The sequence below is a fragment of the Curtobacterium ammoniigenes NBRC 101786 genome (assembly GCF_001571045.1).
Classification (GTDB): domain Bacteria; phylum Actinomycetota; class Actinomycetes; order Actinomycetales; family Microbacteriaceae; genus Curtobacterium; species Curtobacterium ammoniigenes.
In genome coordinates, this window is record NZ_BCSV01000001.1 from 1 (window position 1) to 17,417 (window position 17,417).

The window sequence follows — 17,417 nt, forward strand, 5'->3', positions numbered from 1 at the left end:
GGGGCCCGGGGCGGGGCCGGGGCGGGCCCGGGGCGGGGCCGGGGGTCGAGGCCGGGGCGGGGCTGGGACTGGACCGGGTCCAGGGCCGGGGCGGACGGGAGGCGCGGCGCCAGTCCGGTGTCGTGCCTCCCGTTCGTGTGCTGGTCCGTGCTGTGCCTCCGGCTCGTGTGCTGGTTCGTACCAATGCGGGGACGCGCCGCTAAGGTTCGCCCGGGTAGCAACTTCTTGCACGCGACGCGGCCCGCTGCTCAAGAACCTGAGTGGCGGTGGAAACTGAGCCGCGTGCCGGTGGGCTGCTGGTTCGGAGTGGAAGCGGCGACGCGCCGCTCAGGGCCGCCGGGCGCCGCTGGTTGTAGGGATGCGGCGACGCGCCGCTCAGGTTCGCCGGGGTGACAACTTCTTGCGTGGAACACGGTCCAGTGCGGAAGAAGCTGTGGGCCGGCGAAAACTGAGCTGCGCGTCGAGGCGACGGTGGTTCGGTGGGAAAGAGGCGACGCGCCGCTCCGGTTCGCCGGGGTGACAACTTCTTGCGTGCAACACGGTCCGCTGCGCAAGAAGCTGCTTTCCGGTGGAACGTGAGCCGCGTGTCGGCGTTGCGCCGCCCCCGCGCTGTGCTGCGCCGCGCTGAGCTGAGCTGAGCTGAGCTGAGCTGCGCTGCGTTGTGCCGCGCTGTGCCGGGCTGCGCCTCGGGGCGCCGATCAGCGCTCGCCACAGCTGTAGAAGCGTGGGGCGATACCCGCGGAGCCGGCGAGAGGGCCGGAGTGGTGCGCGTGTCAACAGCACGCAGCCGGAGGGCGGCTGCTTCAGAACCGGCAAGTTTGCACTGGCGGAATAAGTGCGAGCGATGTAAAGTTGCAGAGCCTGCAAGGTTGGATGCCCGGATCGGGCTCCCTTGCCAGCCACAAGCCCCACTGAACGAACCACACGTCACGAGGAATCGCATGTCAACAGCAACCGCACCCGTCGAGGTGCAGCGGCCTTCGGCGCCCGTCGCCGACGGCGGCCCGAGCAAGCCGGTGATGACGCACCGGCAGATCATGCTCGTCATCTACGGACTGATGGCGGGCATGTTCCTGTCATCACTCGACCAGACCATCGTCGGCACCGCCATCCGCACCATCGGCGACGATCTGCACGGTCTGAACCAGCAGGCCTGGGTCACCACGGCCTACCTGATCACCTCGACGATCGCGACGCCGATCTACGGCAAGCTCTCCGACCTGTTCGGCCGTCGCCCGCTGTACATCTTCGGCATCTCGGTGTTCATCGTCGGCTCGCTGATGTCGAGCTTCTCCACCTCGATGATCATGCTCGCCGGCTTCCGCGCGTTCCAGGGCATCGGTGCTGGCGCCCTGATGTCGCTGCCGCTCGCGATCATGGGCGACATCCTCGCTCCGCGTGAGCGGGCGAAGTACCAGGGGTACTTCCTCGCAACCTTCGGGATCTCATCGGTCGTCGGTCCCCTCGTCGGTGGTCTGTTCGCCGGCGCGAACCAGATTCTCTTCATCACCGGCTGGCGCTGGGTCTTCCTCGTCAACGTGCCGATCGGCATCATCGCGCTGCTCATGGTCATCGCCTTCCTGCACCTGCCGAAGTTCGGTGCAGCCCACGCACGCCCGCGCATCGACTGGTGGGGTGCCACCGCCGTCATCGTGACACTGGTCCCGCTGCTGCTCGTCGCCGAGCAGGGTCGCACCTGGGGTTGGGGCTCAGCGGCGTCGATCGCGAGCTACGCCGTCGGCGCTGCCGGACTCGTCGGGTTCATCATCATCGAGACGGTGATGAAGGACGACGCGATCATCCCGTTGAAGCTCTTCCGGTCCGGCACCTTCTCGATGGCGACCGTCCTCGGGTTCCTCGTCGGGTTCGCCATGTTCGGTGCGATGCTGACAATCCCGCTGTACCTGCAGATCGTCACCGGCCTGACCCCGACCGAGTCCGGGTTTGCGACACTGCCGATGATCGGCGGACTGATGATCGCCTCCATCGTGTCCGGCCAGATCGTCTCCCGCACGGGCAAGTACCGGATCTTCCCGATCACTGGTACCGCCTTCACGGCAGCCGGCTACGTCGTGCTGACCTTCATGACGGTCGACAAGCCGCTCTGGTTCATGATGATCGGCATGTTCGGGATCGGCCTCGGTCTTGGACAGCTCATGCAGAGCCTCGTGCTCGCTACGCAGGCAGCGGTCGCACCGAAGGACATGGGTGTCGCGACGAGCTCGTCGACCTTCTTCCGTCAGATCGGCGGAACGATGGGAACCGCGGTCCTGCTGTCCGTGCTGTTCTCGCTCATGCCGACGAACATCCTGCACGCCACCGCGAACCAGGCGAACCTCACGAACGCGCTCGACGCTGCGCTCAACCCGACCGTCGCCTCCGCTCCGCAGAATAGGGCGGTCATGAAGCAGCTGTGGTCGCCGGTGGTGGCGCCGCTCGAGCAGGGAATCCAGACCAAGCTCGACCAGGCGACTTCGCAGGTGACGTCCGGAGTGACCAGCGCCGTCACGAAGCAGGTCACCGCGGCAGTCGACGCGAAGGTGACGGCCGGACAGATCCCGGCTGCCGCAGCACCGTCGATCATCCAGCAGCAGGTCGCCGCCGCGACGCCGAACGCCACCGCGAGCGCGTTGCAGCAAGCAGCTGCTAAGGCGCACGCAACGGTTGCCAACGGCAAGCTGACGGTCGACTGGTCCAACACCTCGGAGCGCACCTACTGGGTGAAGCAGCTCGTGCCGACGGTGTCGAAGAAGGTCGCCGACCAGAAGGCGTCCGGAACCTCCAACACCAGCGACACGTCGTTCCTGAACGGCGCAGACGCGCGGCTCACCCGCCCGTTCATGGTCGGCTTCAACACGTCGGCGGTGAGCATCTACTGGGTCGGGCTCGGCGTGATCCTGCTCGCGTTCGTCCTCACCTGGTTCTTCAAGACGCCGCCGCTCCGTCGCCAGTCGGCGCTGCAAGAGCAGGCCGACCGCGCCGGAACCGCCGACGATCTGGAGGCCGAGGCTGTGTCCGCCGCAACCACCATGGGTTCGCCCACGGCGCCGGCCACCGGGTCGGTGGAGGTTCGGGGGGCCTGATCAATCGAGGGCGCGTCCGCCGCACGACGTGTGCCGGACGCGCCCTCGGCACAGGATCGCAACACGAGCATGACAACCACAACACCCGAAGACACCGCAAGCGCCGCCCACGATGGCGCGTCGCTCCGCGAACGCAAGAAGCAGCAGACGTGGCAGTCGATTCATCAGGCTGCCGTCGCGCTGGTCACTGAGCACGGCGTCGCCGGCGTCACGGTCGAAGCCATCTGCGCGGCCGCCGACGTCTCGCCGCGCACGTTCTTCAACTACTTCCCATCGAAGTCGGCAGCAGCGCTCGGACTCCCGGCGACGGTTCTGCCCGACACCTGCCTGGCGCAGTTCCGGTCCGCAGACGGCAACGTCGTCGACGACGTCTGCGATCTCCTCGCCTACAGCTTTCCGCTCCCGAACGACCGTGCGGCAGTCAAGGCGATGGTGCATGACCGCCCCGAGCTCGCCCCGGCGATGATGCAGTGGATGGGGGAGCTCCGGAGCGGACTCGTCGCCCTGGTCGCCGAGCGTGCTGGTGAAGAGCGGGCACGGCTCGCCGTTGCGCTGGTCTTTGCCGCGTTCGGCGAGATCATGCACAGCGGTGAGGACACGCGCAGTCGCGATGACATTGCGGCGGCGCTTCGCTCGACGGTCGCCGCGATTCGCGCCGTCTGACGCCCGGGCCGTCGCACCCGAGCGCTGGCGCTCGGTCCGCCGAGGGACACCCGAGCTGGCGCGCTGCCAGCCGGGGGCACTCCGGAGTTGCCGCGCGGTCAGTCGAGGGACAGCAGACGTTCCAAGAGGGTGGGGGCGAATGGCTCGTCAACCGCGAGCACCCATCGCGCTTCTCCCGAATACGCTTTCGGGTCCGGGTGGTAGCTGCCGCGGAGATCGGCGATCGTCTGACCCCGCCCCGGTCCGTCCGTCGTGTCGACCACAGTCCGCACCTGGAATGCCCGGGTGGCGATCGCCTCACCGGTGAGAATGCCGGCTGCCAGGGGATCGTGCAGCGCCGCCGATGGGCGCCCGAACGGGCCGGAGTAGAAGTCGAAATACTGCGCGAGGAGTTCCCCGAGGACCTGCGCGGGGCGACGGTCGGAGGCGAGCAGCGCCTCCAGATCGGCGGCTTCGAATCGCTGATGCATCGTCGCGTCGAGGGGGACCATCGTGAGATCCCATGCCGCGTCGAGGACACGCGCCGCCGCTTCGGGGTCTCCGAAGATGTTGGCTTCCGCCGCGGGCGTGATATTGCCGGGCGCGAGTGCAGCACCACCCATCACGACGACGTCGTGCACGAGGGAGGGCAGCGTCGGCTCCAGGTCGAGCGCGAGCGCGAGGTTCGTCAGCGGTCCGATCGCGAGAATGCGCACCTGACCCGGGTTCGACCGCGCAAGGGCGACGAGCTCTTCTGCCGCCGAGCCGCGAGCGGTCGTCGTGCCGGTGGTGTCGAGCGCGACGCCGCCGATGCCGTTGTCGCCATGGACGTGTGGGGCCCCGCCGTGAAACGGCCGGGACAGGAAGTCGTGCGCCCCGGTCGCGACCGGAATGTCCGGCCGGCCGAAGAGTCGCAGGAGGCCGCGCGCATTCACCGCTGCGGTTGCCGCATCGGTGTTCCCGCTGACGCTGCCGACGAGTGCGAGGTCGACGTCCGGGTGAGCAATCAGGTAGCCGAGGGCGAGCGCATCGTCGATTCCGGGGTCGCAGTCGAGGTAGAGCAACACCGGGACAGCGTATCGACGCTCAGAAGGCAGCGAAGAACGCCAGTACCTCGTCGAGTGTCGACGCGAAGCGCACGCGGTCGGCGACGTCCGGACGGAGGAATCCCTGCGCGACCATCGTCGTGACCATGTCGCGGAGGGGCGTCCAATAGCCGAGTTCGTCGAGGAAGGCGCACGGCTTGTCGTGGATCCCGAGTTGCGACCACGTCCACTGCTCCGCGATCTCCTCGAGCGTGCCGATGCCGCCGGGAAGGGCGATGAACGCATCCGCGAGGTCCGCCATCATCGCCTTCCGGCGATGCATGTCCGGAACGACATGGAACTCGGTGAGCCCGCGATGCTCGACCTCACGATCCGCGAGGGTTCGGGGCATGACCCCGACGACGCTGCCACCTGCTGCGAGGGCCGCGTCCGCAACCGCTCCCATGAGGCCGACGGTCCCGCCGCCGTAGACGACGCGAATGCCGCGCGACCCGAGTGCGGCTCCGAGGCGCCGCGCCGCATCGGCGTAGCGTGCGTCCGAACCATCGGAGGACCCGCAGAAGACCGCAACGCTCGTGACTCGCATGGAGTCCATCCTGGCGGAGGCGATCCGAGCCTCCGGTGAATGGTCGCGCCGAACCGGCGCGCGCCGATCAGACGAGGCCGGCGGACTCCAGCTCGCTCTGCAGCTCCGCGTCCGACGGTTCGACGAAATGCTTGCCGTTCGGCAGGACCACGACCGGGATGTTCTTGCGGCCCGAGATCGCTTCGGCTCGGGAGGCTGCGGTCGGCTCCGCCTCAACGTCGACGTAGTCGTAGGCCACGCCCAAGCTGTCGAGCAGCGCTTTCGAACGGCGGCAGTCGCGGCACCAGTCCGCGCCGAACATCGTGATCTGGTCGAAGGTCTCGTTGTCGCTCATGTCCGAATCGTACGTTGGCGTGGCCGCCGCTATTCCCGGGCGCCTGGGGGCTGTGGATGCGCGCACGACGGGCGTAGCGTCGAAGGGTGACCAGCACGCTTTCCGTGACCGATGCGCTCACCGTCACCACCGCCTCCGGATCGGTGCGCGGCGCGGTGCGAGCCGGGATCCGGCGCTGGATGGGGATCCCGTACGCCGCAGCGCCGGTGGGGCAGCTCCGGTGGCACGCGCCGCAGCCCGTCGAGCCATGGCGCGGCGTCCGCGCTGCGACTGAACCCGGCGCTGCATGCCCGCAGCAGCCGCATCCGTTCACCGGCGGAATCTCGACGCGCTTCGCCCAGTCGGAAGACTGCCTGACGCTGAACGTCTTCAGCCCGTTCGACGCAGACCGTCTGCCCGTGCTCGTATTCATTCACGGCGGCGCGTACCGCTCCGGCGCCTCCGGGATCCCGGAGTACGACGGCACCGCGCTCGCCCGGCGCGGTGTCGTGGTCGTCACGCTCTCGTACCGGCTCGGTGTCTTCGGATCGATGGATCTTCGCGCGCTGAACGGCGACGGGATCGCGTTCGACGCGAACTGCACGCTTCGCGACCAGGTGGCAGCGCTGCAGTGGGTCCGGGATGCGATTGCGGGCTTCGGCGGCGACCCGGGCAGGGTCACGATCGTTGGTGAATCCTCCGGGGGCAACGCGATCACGACACTGCTGGCGACGCCATCCGCACGGGGGCTGTTTCAGGCAGCGATCGCGCAGAGCCCGCATCCGCAGACTGCGCACCGCGCCGAGAAGAAGGCTCCGCACGCCGAGATGCTCGCCGAACGGCTCGGTGTCGACCGACGCCACGCGGCGCGGGAGATGCTTCGCGTTCCGGCGTCGCGCCTCCTGACGGTGGCGGCGGCGCTGGACCGGGACATCACGGCCGAGTCGCCCCTGGTCGCCGCGTTCTCGCCAACGATCGACGGCGACGTGCTGCCGGAGCACCCGCTCATCGCGCTCCGCAACGGACGGGCAGCGTCGGTTCCCCTCATCATCGGCACGAACCGCGACGAGTACTCACTGTTCGAACACGGTCGCGCGCCGGTCATCCCGAATACGGAGGCACGTGTCCGCCAGCTCGTCGAGGGCACCGACCCAGCAGCCTGGGCCCGCATCCGCGTGCTGTACGGCGAGCGCGCCGGCGGAGGAGCGGCCCGAGTGGCGGACGCTCGTCGCGCGTGGAGCATCGCGGGCGGCGACGGCGTGTTCCGTGTGCCGTCAATCGAGGTCGCGGACGCCCACGCCGAGGCCGGCAACCCGACGTGGATGTATCGGTACGACCATGCGTCGCCGACGCTGCGTCTCACCGGACTCGGAGCAGCGCACGGCACGGAGCTGCCGTACCTCTTCGGGACGTTCGGCACCCCGGTCGGCCGGCTCGTGGCCGGTGCTGACGCGGCGCGGGTTCGCCGTCGCATCGGCAACGTGCTGCAGGGCTCATGGACGGGATTCGTCCGCGACGGGGTTCCCGCGCACCGCGGATGGGAATGGCCGCGCTACGAGACCGACCGTCGGCGAACGCTCGCCATCGAGACCGTGAGTCGCGTCCTCGACGATCCGGATCGGGAGGCGCGGCTCGCCTGGTCGGGCGTCCTCTACGATTACTGACGTCCCGTTGAGCGTTTCCTTATGGAATCCTTGGCGATGTTCGGGTGCTTGCCCAGAACCGTCCGACGCTTCGGCGAGCACGATGGTTGCATGACTGCTGCGACTGCTGACCTCGTCGACGAGGACCGGCCCCTCGAGCACGCGCACCATCGCCACGGCTGGTGGTGGAAGACGCTGCTCGTCGGCTTGGCGCTCTGGATCGTGACGATCGTCGTCACCGTTCTGACGCTGAACACGAACCTCGTGCCGACGATCATCCTGATCGGCTCGTTCCTCGTCCCATTCACGGTGGTGCTGTTCGTCATCGAGCGTGTCACGGGCACGGTCAGCACGATGCAGCTCGTCGTCGCGTTCTTCGTCGGCGGCATCCTCGGCGTGCTCGGCGCGTCACTGCTCGAGTCGGACCTTCGTCCGAGCGCATTCGTCTACGTGCTCGTGGGATTCGTCGAGGAGTTCGTCAAGGGCGTCCTGCTGCTGATCGTCGGCTGGCGCGTCCGGCCGAAGAATGCGCGCCAAGGAGCCCTGCTGGGCGCGACGGTCGGCGCGGGCTTCGCTGCGTTCGAGTCAGCCGGCTACGCCTTCAACGCGGCGATCACGACCCGCGGGATCGATCTCTACTCGCTGCTGCAGACCGAGGTGATCCGGGCCGTCTTGGCGCCCGTGGGTCACGTGCTGTGGACGGCGATCCTCGGGGCGGTGCTCTTCGGGGTCGCATCGGGTAGCCGTCGCTTCCGGTTCTCCTGGATGCCCGTGATCGCCTATGTGGGCGTCGCACTGCTGCACGGGCTGTGGGATTCGACGAGCGGGATCGCGGCGGCGCTCGCGTTCATCTTCACCGGCACGACGCCCTTCGAGCTGGCGCATGGGCTCATCTCGCAGTCCGCGGCGGCAACCGTGAACTCCCTTGCGACCGCGCTCTATGTGATCGGCCTTGTGATCGTGTCGCTCATCGGCGTCGCGGTCCTGATCTGGGTCCTCGTGCACTACGCACGGAAGCGTCGACGACTGCAGGCCGCACAAGGAGCGCCATGGGCGGGTGCACCGCAGTGGGCGGGGCAGCAGCAGTATGGGCAGCAGCAGCAGTACGGGCAGCAGCCGCAGCAGTACGGGCAGCACCACGGCCAGCCGCAGCAGTACGGCCAGCACGAGTACGCCCAGCCGCAGCAGTACGACCAGCAGCAGCACGGCCACCACCAGCAGTATGGCCAGCACGGCTCAGCCCAGCAGCAGGCACAACCGGACCGCCCGCAGGAGCAGAACGGCTGGGACGGCACGCCGACGCCAGGCGCGGACCGATAATCGGCCCCCGGGCGTCGGCCTCCCAGCCTGCCCGTCAGGGCTGCAGCAGCACCTTGCCGATCGCCCCTCCGGCGGCGATGCGCCGATGCGCATCAGCAGCATCGGCGAGGGGCAGGACGCTGTCGATGACCGGCGAGACCTGACCAGCGGCCACCATCGGCCACACGTTGTAGCGGACCGCCTCGACGATCGCGGCCTTCTCCGCCGCTGGACGCGCGCGGAGCGTCGTCGCCGTGATGCTCGCCCGCTTGCGCATGAGGAGACCGAGTTCGAGCGGCGCATCAGGCACATCGCCCACCGACCCGAGCACAATCAGGTGCCCGTTCGGGGCGAGCGCTTCGATGTTCCGGTGGAGGTATGCGGGCCCGACGATGTCCATGACGACATCGACGCCGCGGCCGTCGGTGAGCTCCCGGACGCGCTCCACGAAGTCGTCCTGGCGGTGATTGATGACCGTCTCGGCACCGAAGCGGGCGGCGGCCTCCGCCTTCGCATCGCTCCCGACGGTCGCGATGACGTGTGCGCCGAGCGCGGTCGCCCACTGGACGGCGTGCGAACCCATGCCGCTCGTCCCGCCGTGCACGAGCAGCGTCTCGCCGGGCCGGAGTCGGGCGATCATGCCGACGTTGGAGAACACGGTGCAGGCTGCTTCGGGAAGGCCGGCCGCCTCGACCAGATCGACGCTGCCCGGTACGGGCAGCACCTGTGCGGCGGGTACGGCGACGCGCTCGGCGTATCCGCCGCCGGTGAGCAGCGCGCAGACCCGATCGCCGATCGCCCACCCGCTTCCGGCCAGTCCGGCGCCGATGCCGGCAACGGTCCCGGAGCATTCGAGGCCGAGAATCGGGCTCGCGCCCGGAGGCACGGGGTAGCGTCCGCGACGCTGCATCAGGTCTGCGTTGTTGACGCCGGCCGCCGCGACGTCGATCAGCAGCTCGCCGGGGCCCGGAACCGGGTCGGGGATATCGCTGATGACGAGGACGTCCTCGTCGCCGGGAGCGTCGAAGGTGATGGCACGCATGCACCGACGCTACGCCGCGACGGCCGACGGATGATTACTCCGCGTGCACCGCGTCGAGGCGCTCGATCTCCTCGGGACGCAGCTTGACGGTTGCGGCCGTCACCGAGTCGAGGATCGACTGCGGACGCGATGCGCCCGGGATCGGGATGACGACGTCGCTCTTCGCGAGCTCCCACGCGAGTGCGACGACCTGCGGCGAGACGCCGTGGTCGCGACCAACGCGCGCGAACTCCTCGAACGTGGAACCGAGATCAGCCGCCGAGGAGATGCCGCCGAGCGGGCTCCACGGCAGGAACGCGATGTTCATCTCGTCGCAGAGTACGAGCTCCTCTTCGCTCGAGCGGAACTTCGGCGAGAACTGGTTCTGCACGGACACCAGGCGCCCGCCGAGAATCTCGTTCGCCTCGCGGATCTGGTCCACGTTCGCGTTCGAGATGCCCGCCATCTTGATGACACCCTCGTCGAGCAGTTCGACGAGCGCGCCGATCGAGTCGGCGTAGGGGACCTTCGGGTCCGGGCGGTGGTACTGGTACAGGTCGATCGCGTCGACGCCGAGGCGCTTCGCGGACGCCTTCGCCGCCTCCTTCAGGTATGCCGGGTCGCCGTTCTGCGCCCACGGGCCGGGCTCCGGGCGCAGGTGACCGCCCTTGGTCGCGACGATCACGCCGGACGTGTCGCCCTTGTACTCGCGGATCGCCTTGGCGATGAGGAGTTCGTTGTGGCCGACCTCGTCGTGGGCGGCCAGATGGTATGCGTCGGCGGTGTCGATAAGGGTGACCCCGGCCTCCAGTGCGGCGTGGATGGTGGCGATCGACTGTCGCTCGTCCTTGCGACCTTCGATCGACATCGGCATGCCGCCGAGACCGATTGCACTGACCGACACGTCTCCGATGACTCGTTGCTTCATGGCACCAGCATGCTCCACCGCGCGAGTGAGCGCTCTCTCACGGCACCATGTTTCCATCGCGACGCGCGGCGCAGGCCGCAGCGCTGAGCGACACCCCGGCAGCAGGCGATTGGGAGCGGGTCAGCGCCCCGCGGCGTACCCCTGCGCGCCCCGCGAGTTCGCGGCCGCTCCCACCACGCCCGTCGCCGGATCACGGGTGACCGCCGAGAGGCGACCGAGCGTCCAACCGCCGGCGCGCGTGATCACGTGACCACGTGCCTCCAGAGCGGCGATCACGGCATCACCGAGCCGATCCTCGACGACCAGACCACCCGGCTCCCAGGTCCGGGGCCAGAACGACCCCGGGAACGAGGTCGTGTGCAGCGCCGGCGCGTCGATCGCCTCCTGCGGCGAGTAGCCGCCCACGATCGTGCGGAGCAGGTAGAGCAGCTGCCACTGATCCTGCTGATCGCCGCCGGGCGAGCCGAGCGCCGACACGGGCACACCGTCGCGCAGCACCAGCGTCGGCGTCAGCGTGGTGCGCGGCCGCTTGCCCGGCGTCAGCGTCGACGCCGTACCCGGCTCGAGCCAGGTCATCTGGAGGCGCGTACCAAGACAGAAGCCGAGCTCGGGGATCGTCGGCGACGACTGCAGCCAGCCGCCGGACGGCGTCGCGGCGATCATGTTGCCCCAGCGGTCCACGACGTCGATGTGGCAGGTGTCCCCGCGCGTCACACCGTCGCGGTTCACGGTCGGCTCACCGACGCCCACCGCCGGTTCCGCCGACGGCGGCGCGTACGAGGTACGGAGCGGCGGCAGCGCGGCCGGCCCGTCCCCGACGTGGCCCGGCCGGAACGCGTGCGAAGCCGCGTCGGCGATGAGCGCTCGCCGCGCGGCGATGTAGGCCGGATCGAGGAGCGCGTCGAGCGGCACCGCATGGTCGCCGAAATACGCCTCGCGGTCGGCGAGCGAGAGCTTCTGCGCCTCGGTGATGGTGTGCGCGCCGAGCTCCGTCGATGGATCGAGATGGTCGTCGTCGAAGCCGTCGAGGATCGCGAGCGACTCCAGAAGCGCCGGGCCCTGCCCCCACGCGCCGGTCTTCGCGATCACGTGTCCGCGGAACGTGATGGTGGCGGCCGCCTCGTACGTCGCGCGGAACGCCCGCATGTCCTCCGCGGTGATGACGCCCGCGTGGTCGGTGCCGGACGCGTGGCGATGCGGATCGCGGACGAACCGCTCGATGGCCTCGGCCACGAATCCGCCGGCCCATTCCTCGCGTGCCGCGTCGATCGCAGCGACCCGATCGTCGAGGCCGTCGCCGGCCGCGACAAGACGCTCCAGCACTGCGGCGTAGCGCTCGTTCTTGACGACCTCGCCGGCGACGGGAACCCGGCCCTCTGGGAGCCACCGCTCGCTCGATGACGGCCAGTGGTCGCGGAACAGCCGCTCGACCTGACCGATCGTCGCCGCGACGCGCGGGGCGATCGGGTGACCATCGCGGGCGAGGTCGATCGCGTACCGGAGCACGTCGGCGAGACGCCAGGTGCCGTGATCGCGGAGCAGGAGGAGCCAGGCGTCCACCGCGCCGGGCACGGCCGCTGCCAGCGCACCAGCGCCCGGGACGAGCTCGAGCCCTTCCGCCCGGTAATGCTCGACGGTCGCACCGGCCGGCGCTGGGCCCTGGCCCACGAGCACGGTCGGGGTCGGGTCGTCCGCGGTCGCGAACACCGCGGTCATGTCGCCGCCCGGACCGTTGAGGTGCGGTTCGACGACGTGGAGGGCGAACGCGCCGGCAACCGCGGCATCGAAGGCGTTGCCGCCGCGCTCGAGGACGGACTGCGCGGCCGCTGTCGCAAGCCAGTGCGTGCTGGCACTCATGCCGAACGTGCCGGCGAGGTCGGGGCGGGTGAGATCTGCGGGGGGTGGGGTGAACGTCATGATCAGCGCGGCGTCACACCGAAGGCCTCGGCGAGGCGCTGGATCTTCTGCGCCCGCCCGAGTCGCGGCAGGTCCGAGCCGTCGCGGATCACGCGGCCTCGGGCCTCGAAGTCGTCGAGGAAGTCCTGCGCCCAGGCGACATCCGTCGGGGTGGGGGAGATGACCTCGTTGATGACCGGCAGCTGCTCGACGTCCAGGCAGAGCTTGCCCGTCAGGCCGAGGGAGACGGCGACCTGCGACTGCTCGCGGAGGATCGGGTGCGACGTTCCCACGGTCGGGCCATCGATCGGACCCGGCAGCCGGCCGACGCGAGAAGCCACGACGAGTCGCGAGCGCGGATACGCCATGGCGAGCGTGTCCGCGCTGGTGCCGGTGTCGCGTCGGTAGTCGCCCGAGCCGAAGGCGAGCCGGAATGCGCCCTGTGCTTTCGCGATCGACGTCGCCTCTTCGACGCCGACCGCCGACTCGACGAGCGCGATGACGGGGGTGTGCCCGCCCAGCCGGTGCCAGGTGTCGGTGACCTGTGCTGCGGCCTCCGTCTTGGCGAGCATCACGCCCCGGAGGCCGGGGAGGCCACGGAGCTCCTCGACGTCGTCCGCCCAGAAGTCGGTCGTGACGTCGTTGATCCGCACCCACGCCTCACCGCCGCCGGCGAGCCACGCGGCGACATCCGTTCGTGCGGCGGGCTTCAGCTTCGGGTCGACCGCGTCCTCGATGTCGAGGATGACCTGGTCGGCACGCGACCGTGCGGCTCGATCGAAGCCGTCCGACGCCGTGCCGGAGACGAGGAGCCACGAGCGTGAGATCTCCGCCGGCACCTCCGGGCGCGTCCGTTTGGCGGGAACGGTGGACTCCGTCTGAGCGGTGCGGTCGTCGATGGCCATGCCTCGTTGGTATCACACCGACGGCCGATGTCCCGAAACAACGGGTCATTGCCGGTTTGGCTTTGTGAAGCCGCCTACAGTATCGGTGTGTGGCGCGCCGACAGGATCTCAGACCGCGGGGGCGACGGAAACGATGACGTCCCCTCGGGTGCTGTCGCGCGCGAGTCGAACGATGCAGCGACGGGGCCGGGGAACAACCCGGACGACGGCGACCTGACGCAGGCGTTCGCGCCGCTGCCGGAGCCGCAGGTCACCGCACCGCACCAGCTGAGCCTCGGAGACCCGCGGCTCGTCGCCGGTAACGCGGCGGAGCCGGTCTGGGAGAACTGGCGCGCGCAGCTCGCCGGGGTCGGGGGCACGAGCCCGCTGATCCACTTCAGCGATCACCCCGCGGCACGCATCGAGCTCTCGACCACCCACCCGGGCGGTCTGGCGCAGTTCATCACCGGCAAGACCACACTGCTGTCGAGCCTCATCCGCGATGATGTCGCGCTGCGCGCCGCCCGCGTCGCCGCCGGCAACGTCGAAGAGAAGGGAACGGAGCTCGCCACCGTCCGCGGCATCGACGCGGTCAAGCTCGGGATCGGCATCGCCGACTGGGCGCACGCCGACGTCACGTATCGCGGCCCGGTGCTGCTCCGACCACTCGCGATCCGGAGGCACGGCCGCGATTTCGAGGTCCGCCTCCTCGGGGAGCCGATCCTGAACCCGGGCCTGGCCGACGCACTGCGGCAGCAGTTCGGGATCACCCTCGACGCCCAGGCGTTCGTCGCACTCGCGCAGCAGGACGGCTCGTTCACGCCGAACCCGGTCATCGATCGTCTGCGCGGACTGACCGCACACCTGGAGCACTTCTCGGTTCACCCACGGCTCGTCGTCTCCACGTTCGCCGAGGTCGCCACCGCGATGGTGGACGACACGACGAGTCTCGCGCACCCGATCCTCGACGCGCTCGCCGGCAACCCGAGCGCCAAGTGGCAGGTCGAGCAGTCGTATCGGCCGGTCGAGCAGACGCCCTCCGACGAGCGCAGCCCCGATACGGACACGCTCCTCCTCGACGCGGACGATGAGCAGGAGAACGTGATCGCACAGATCACCGCCGGCAATTCGATCGTCGTGAAGACACTGCCGGGGACCGGCGGCACGCAGACCATCGTCAATGCGATCGGCGGACTCGTCGCCGCGAACAAGCGGGTGCTCGTCGTCAGTCCGCGTCGGGCAACGCTCCGCGGCATCGCCGCGCGGTTCGCCGACGTGCATCTTCCCGGCGTCGCCGTCACGCCGGCGTCCCTCCGACGGGACCTCATCCGCGCCATCACGCGGAACGAGAAAGCGACGAAACCGAGCCTCCGCGAAGTCGACGACGCACTCGTCCGGCTGCGCAAAGTCCTGCTCGACTACCGCGGCGCGCTCCGGCGCACGGACGGCGACTTCGGCGTCTCCGTCCTCGACTGCCTGATCGAACTGTCCCGGCTGTCGCTGCTCCCGACGCCGCCGTCGACGACGGCGCGCCTGTCGCGGCAGTCCGTGATGTCGATGGTCGACGGCCGCGCTCGCGTCGCCGAGACGATGGTGAGCGCCGCCAACCTCGGCGAGTTCAAGTACGGACCGGACGACTCGCCCTGGTACGGCGCGAAGTTCGCGTCGAGCAGCGCCGCCCAGCGCACCCACCAGATCGCGAAGGACCTGCACGCCCAGGCGCTGCCGACGCTGCTCGACCGTGCGAACGACCTCATCGGCTCGACCCGCATGCGCGCGTTCCAGACCATCAACGAGCTCGGTGTGTTCCTCCGCCTCCTCACCGAGATCCGGGACACGCTCGACCGGTTCCTGCCCGTCGTGTTTGACCGTTCCGTGTCGGAGCTCGTCGCAGCGACGGCCCCGCGCGGGGAGGGCGCGCCGATGTCGGCGACGAACCGCCGCCGACTCCGCAAGCTCGCGCGCGAGTACGTCCGGCCGGGCGTGCACGTGTCGGATCTGCACGAGGCGCTGACGCGGGTGCAGCAGCAGCGAACCGCGTGGCAGCAATACGTGTCGGCCGGCGTGCAGCCCGAGGTGCCGAGCGGCATCGGCGACGTGCAGGTGCTCTTCTCGAACGTGGTCGAGGACCTCCGCCGTCTCGACGAGCCGCTCGGACGCCACGGCAGCGCCGAACTCGCCAACCTGCCCGTCGCGGACCTCACAGCGTTCATCGCGTCCCTCGCCGCGGAGTCGGATGTCCTGCACAACCTGCAGGAGCGGACGGAACTGATGACGACCCTCCGGGATCTGCAGCTCGAGCCGCTCATCACGGATCTCGCGAACCGTCACGTCCCGGACACGCAGGTCGCCGCCGAGCTCGAGCTGGCGTGGTGGCAATCCGCGCTCGAGATCATGCTCGAGTCGGATCGTGCACTGCTCGGCGCGAACACCGACATGCTCGACCGCGTGGAGGCCGATTTCCGGCTCGTCGACGATGCCCATGCGGCCGGAGTGTCGCAGGGTCTCGCGTGGCAGCTTGCGGAGAACTGGAACGTCGGCCTCGTCGACTGGCCGGAAGAAGCCACTGGCCTGAAGACGCAGCTGAAAGACGGGGCGATCTCGTCCCGCCTGCTGCAGGATTCCGCGCCGCACCTCTCGCGATCGATCGCGCCGGTGTGGCTCGCCTCGCCGTATGAGATCGCCGATGTGACCGACACGATGCCGTTCGACACGGTGTTCCTCGTCGACGCCGGTGCGGTCACGATCGCGGAATCCGTCGGCGCGATCCGTCGGGCGCGGCAGACCGTCGTCTTCGGCGATCCGGTCACCCAGACGCCGTCGCCGTTCCGGATCGCCGTCGATCCGGCACACCGCTCGCTCGACGTCGATGAGCAGACCCTCGACGCGCTGCATGCCGATTCGGCGCTCGCCCGGCTCTCGACCCTGCTGCCGACGCTGTCGCTGACCCGCTCGTACCGCGCTGGCGGCGAGGACCTTGCCGAACTCGTCAATCGGCGCTTCTACGGCGGTCGGATCGAGTCGCTGCCGTGGGCCGGTTCGTTCCTCGGGCACGGATCGATCGCACTCGACTACGTCGCCGACGGCAAGGCAGTGCCCGACCCTGACTCCGGTGCGGTGGAGAGCGTCGACGCCGAGGTCGATCGCGTCGTGCGGCTCGTCCTGGAGCATGCGCGCACCCGGCCGACCGAATCGCTCATGGTGATCACGGCCTCCGCGAAGCACGCGGTCCGCGTGGAACAGGCCGTGCTGACCGCTGTGCAGGGGCGGAAGGACTTGACCGAGTTCGTCATCGGCGATCGAAACGAGCCGTTCATCGTCGCGACGCTCGAACAGTCGGTTGCGCAGTCCCGTGACCGGGTGATCTTCTCGATCGGCTACGGCCGCACCCCGCACGGTCGAGTCCTCCGCGACTTCGGTCCGCTCGGCAAGCCGGGCGGGGAGCGCCTGCTCGCGATCGCGATGACCCGCGCTCGTCGTTCGATGGTGATCGTCACGTGCTTCCAGCCCGCCGACATCGAAGCGGAACGGATGGGTCACGGCACGGTTGCGCTGGCGGAGATCCTCGCCGAGGTGCGCGCACGCACGGCGATGGAGTATCTGCCGGACGACAGCGACCCGCTGCTCGTCGACCTCGCTCGACGGCTCGAGATGCGCGGCATCCCGGTTGCGCTCGGGCACCGTGGCAAGCTCGGCCTCGTCGCGGCACACGGTGGCGTGTGCGTCACCATCGAGACGGACGCTTCCTTGACCAAGGGATCGCTCCGGGAATCGTTGCGCCTTCGGCCCGAAGTGCTTCGCCGACTCGGCTGGCATTACGTACGGGTGCACGCGTTCCAGCTGTTCGCCGACCCGGACCGGGTCGCGAACACGGTGGCGCAGGTGCTCGGCGTGGAGCGCGGGGCGACGCAGGAGATCTCGATCCCGCCGGTGCCCGCACGCCGCTGATGGTCGGGTTTGACTCATGACCGGTCGCCGCGCGCACCGGGATGCCGGACCGGTCACGCCGACCAGCGATCACCTGGTCGGGTCGTGGACACCCGAAGCGGACCCGCCCGAGCGGACGGCCGATGGCG

Annotated in this window: 12 protein-coding genes; 5 read left to right on the forward strand and 7 right to left on the reverse strand. The window is 69.5% G+C overall.

Annotated features, from left to right (window positions below; all coding sequences use genetic code 11):
- Window positions 1–941: 941 nt before the first annotated feature.
- Both CAM01S_RS00005 and CAM01S_RS00010 read left to right on the forward strand, forming a co-directional pair.
- On the forward strand, window positions 942–3,083 hold the full coding sequence (locus CAM01S_RS00005; RefSeq protein ID WP_066514245.1) for an MDR family MFS transporter: 2,142 nt from the start codon (window positions 942–944) through the stop codon (window positions 3,081–3,083).
- 69 nt (window positions 3,084–3,152) lie between these two features.
- Window positions 3,153–3,746 carry a TetR/AcrR family transcriptional regulator gene (locus CAM01S_RS00010; protein ID WP_083527699.1) on the forward strand — a complete coding sequence of 198 codons (594 nt, stop codon included), beginning with the start codon at window positions 3,153–3,155 and terminating at the stop codon, window positions 3,744–3,746.
- A gap of 98 nt (window positions 3,747–3,844) precedes the next feature.
- Here the strand turns inward: CAM01S_RS00010 and CAM01S_RS00015 are convergent, their stop codons facing one another.
- From CAM01S_RS00015 to CAM01S_RS00025, 3 genes are all read right to left on the reverse strand, one after another.
- Window positions 3,845–4,792: a nucleoside hydrolase gene (locus tag CAM01S_RS00015; protein ID WP_066514250.1), complete on the reverse strand. Its 948-nt coding sequence runs from the start codon at window positions 4,790–4,792 to the stop codon at window positions 3,845–3,847.
- Between the two features lie 19 nt (window positions 4,793–4,811).
- Entirely contained in the window at window positions 4,812–5,357 is a 546-nt protein-coding gene (locus tag CAM01S_RS00020) for an LOG family protein (protein WP_066514255.1), read from the reverse strand.
- Window positions 5,358–5,424: 67 nt separating this feature from the next.
- Window positions 5,425–5,691, reverse strand: a complete 267-nt coding sequence (locus CAM01S_RS00025) for a glutaredoxin family protein (RefSeq protein ID WP_066514258.1) — start codon at window positions 5,689–5,691, stop codon at window positions 5,425–5,427.
- Window positions 5,692–5,777: 86 nt separating this feature from the next.
- Between CAM01S_RS00025 and CAM01S_RS00030 the strand changes: the two genes are divergently transcribed.
- Both CAM01S_RS00030 and CAM01S_RS00035 read left to right on the forward strand, forming a co-directional pair.
- Window positions 5,778–7,334 carry a carboxylesterase/lipase family protein gene (locus CAM01S_RS00030; protein WP_083527574.1) on the forward strand — a complete coding sequence of 519 codons (1,557 nt, stop codon included), beginning with the start codon at window positions 5,778–5,780 and terminating at the stop codon, window positions 7,332–7,334.
- Between the two features lie 90 nt (window positions 7,335–7,424).
- Window positions 7,425–8,633 carry a PrsW family intramembrane metalloprotease gene (locus tag CAM01S_RS00035; protein WP_157071318.1) on the forward strand — a complete coding sequence of 403 codons (1,209 nt, stop codon included), beginning with the start codon at window positions 7,425–7,427 and terminating at the stop codon, window positions 8,631–8,633.
- Window positions 8,634–8,667: 34 nt separating this feature from the next.
- On the opposite strand, the gene CAM01S_RS00040 is transcribed toward CAM01S_RS00035, so the two are convergent.
- From CAM01S_RS00040 to CAM01S_RS00055, 4 genes are all read right to left on the reverse strand, one after another.
- Window positions 8,668–9,654 (reverse strand): NAD(P)H-quinone oxidoreductase, encoded by a 987-nt coding sequence (locus CAM01S_RS00040; RefSeq protein ID WP_066514266.1) that lies wholly within the window; start codon window positions 9,652–9,654, stop codon window positions 8,668–8,670.
- A 34-nt stretch (window positions 9,655–9,688) separates the two neighbouring features.
- Window positions 9,689–10,561: an aldo/keto reductase gene (locus tag CAM01S_RS00045; RefSeq protein ID WP_066516526.1), complete on the reverse strand. Its 873-nt coding sequence runs from the start codon at window positions 10,559–10,561 to the stop codon at window positions 9,689–9,691.
- A 120-nt stretch (window positions 10,562–10,681) separates the two neighbouring features.
- Window positions 10,682–12,478: a gamma-glutamyltransferase family protein gene (locus CAM01S_RS00050; protein ID WP_066514268.1), complete on the reverse strand. Its 1,797-nt coding sequence runs from the start codon at window positions 12,476–12,478 to the stop codon at window positions 10,682–10,684.
- 2 nt (window positions 12,479–12,480) lie between these two features.
- Complete coding sequence (locus CAM01S_RS00055) at window positions 12,481–13,362, reverse strand: HpcH/HpaI aldolase/citrate lyase family protein (RefSeq protein ID WP_066514270.1); 882 nt, start codon at window positions 13,360–13,362, stop codon at window positions 12,481–12,483.
- Window positions 13,363–13,449: 87 nt separating this feature from the next.
- Between CAM01S_RS00055 and CAM01S_RS00060 the strand changes: the two genes are divergently transcribed.
- Complete coding sequence (locus tag CAM01S_RS00060; protein WP_066514279.1) at window positions 13,450–17,289, forward strand: AAA family ATPase; 3,840 nt, start codon at window positions 13,450–13,452, stop codon at window positions 17,287–17,289.
- Window positions 17,290–17,417: the final 128 nt, after the last annotated feature.

Bases quoted from the DNA above. Each gene is read 5' to 3' on its own strand.
- CAM01S_RS00045 (WP_066516526.1), bottom strand. From the start codon at position 10,561: ATGAAGCAACGAGTCATCGGAGACGTGTCGGTCAGTGCAATCGGTCTC.
- CAM01S_RS00010 (WP_083527699.1), top strand. From the start codon at position 3,153: ATGACAACCACAACACCCGAAGACACCGCAAGCGCCGCCCACGATGGC.
- CAM01S_RS00005 (WP_066514245.1), top strand. From the start codon at position 942: ATGTCAACAGCAACCGCACCCGTCGAGGTGCAGCGGCCTTCGGCGCCC.
- CAM01S_RS00050 (WP_066514268.1), bottom strand. From the start codon at position 12,478: ATGACGTTCACCCCACCCCCCGCAGATCTCACCCGCCCCGACCTCGCC.
- CAM01S_RS00020 (WP_066514255.1), bottom strand. From the start codon at position 5,357: ATGCGAGTCACGAGCGTTGCGGTCTTCTGCGGGTCCTCCGATGGTTCG.
- CAM01S_RS00025 (WP_066514258.1), bottom strand. From the start codon at position 5,691: ATGAGCGACAACGAGACCTTCGACCAGATCACGATGTTCGGCGCGGAC.
- CAM01S_RS00055 (WP_066514270.1), bottom strand. From the start codon at position 13,362: ATGGCCATCGACGACCGCACCGCTCAGACGGAGTCCACCGTTCCCGCC.
- CAM01S_RS00040 (WP_066514266.1), bottom strand. From the start codon at position 9,654: ATGCGTGCCATCACCTTCGACGCTCCCGGCGACGAGGACGTCCTCGTC.
- CAM01S_RS00035 (WP_157071318.1), top strand. From the start codon at position 7,425: ATGACTGCTGCGACTGCTGACCTCGTCGACGAGGACCGGCCCCTCGAG.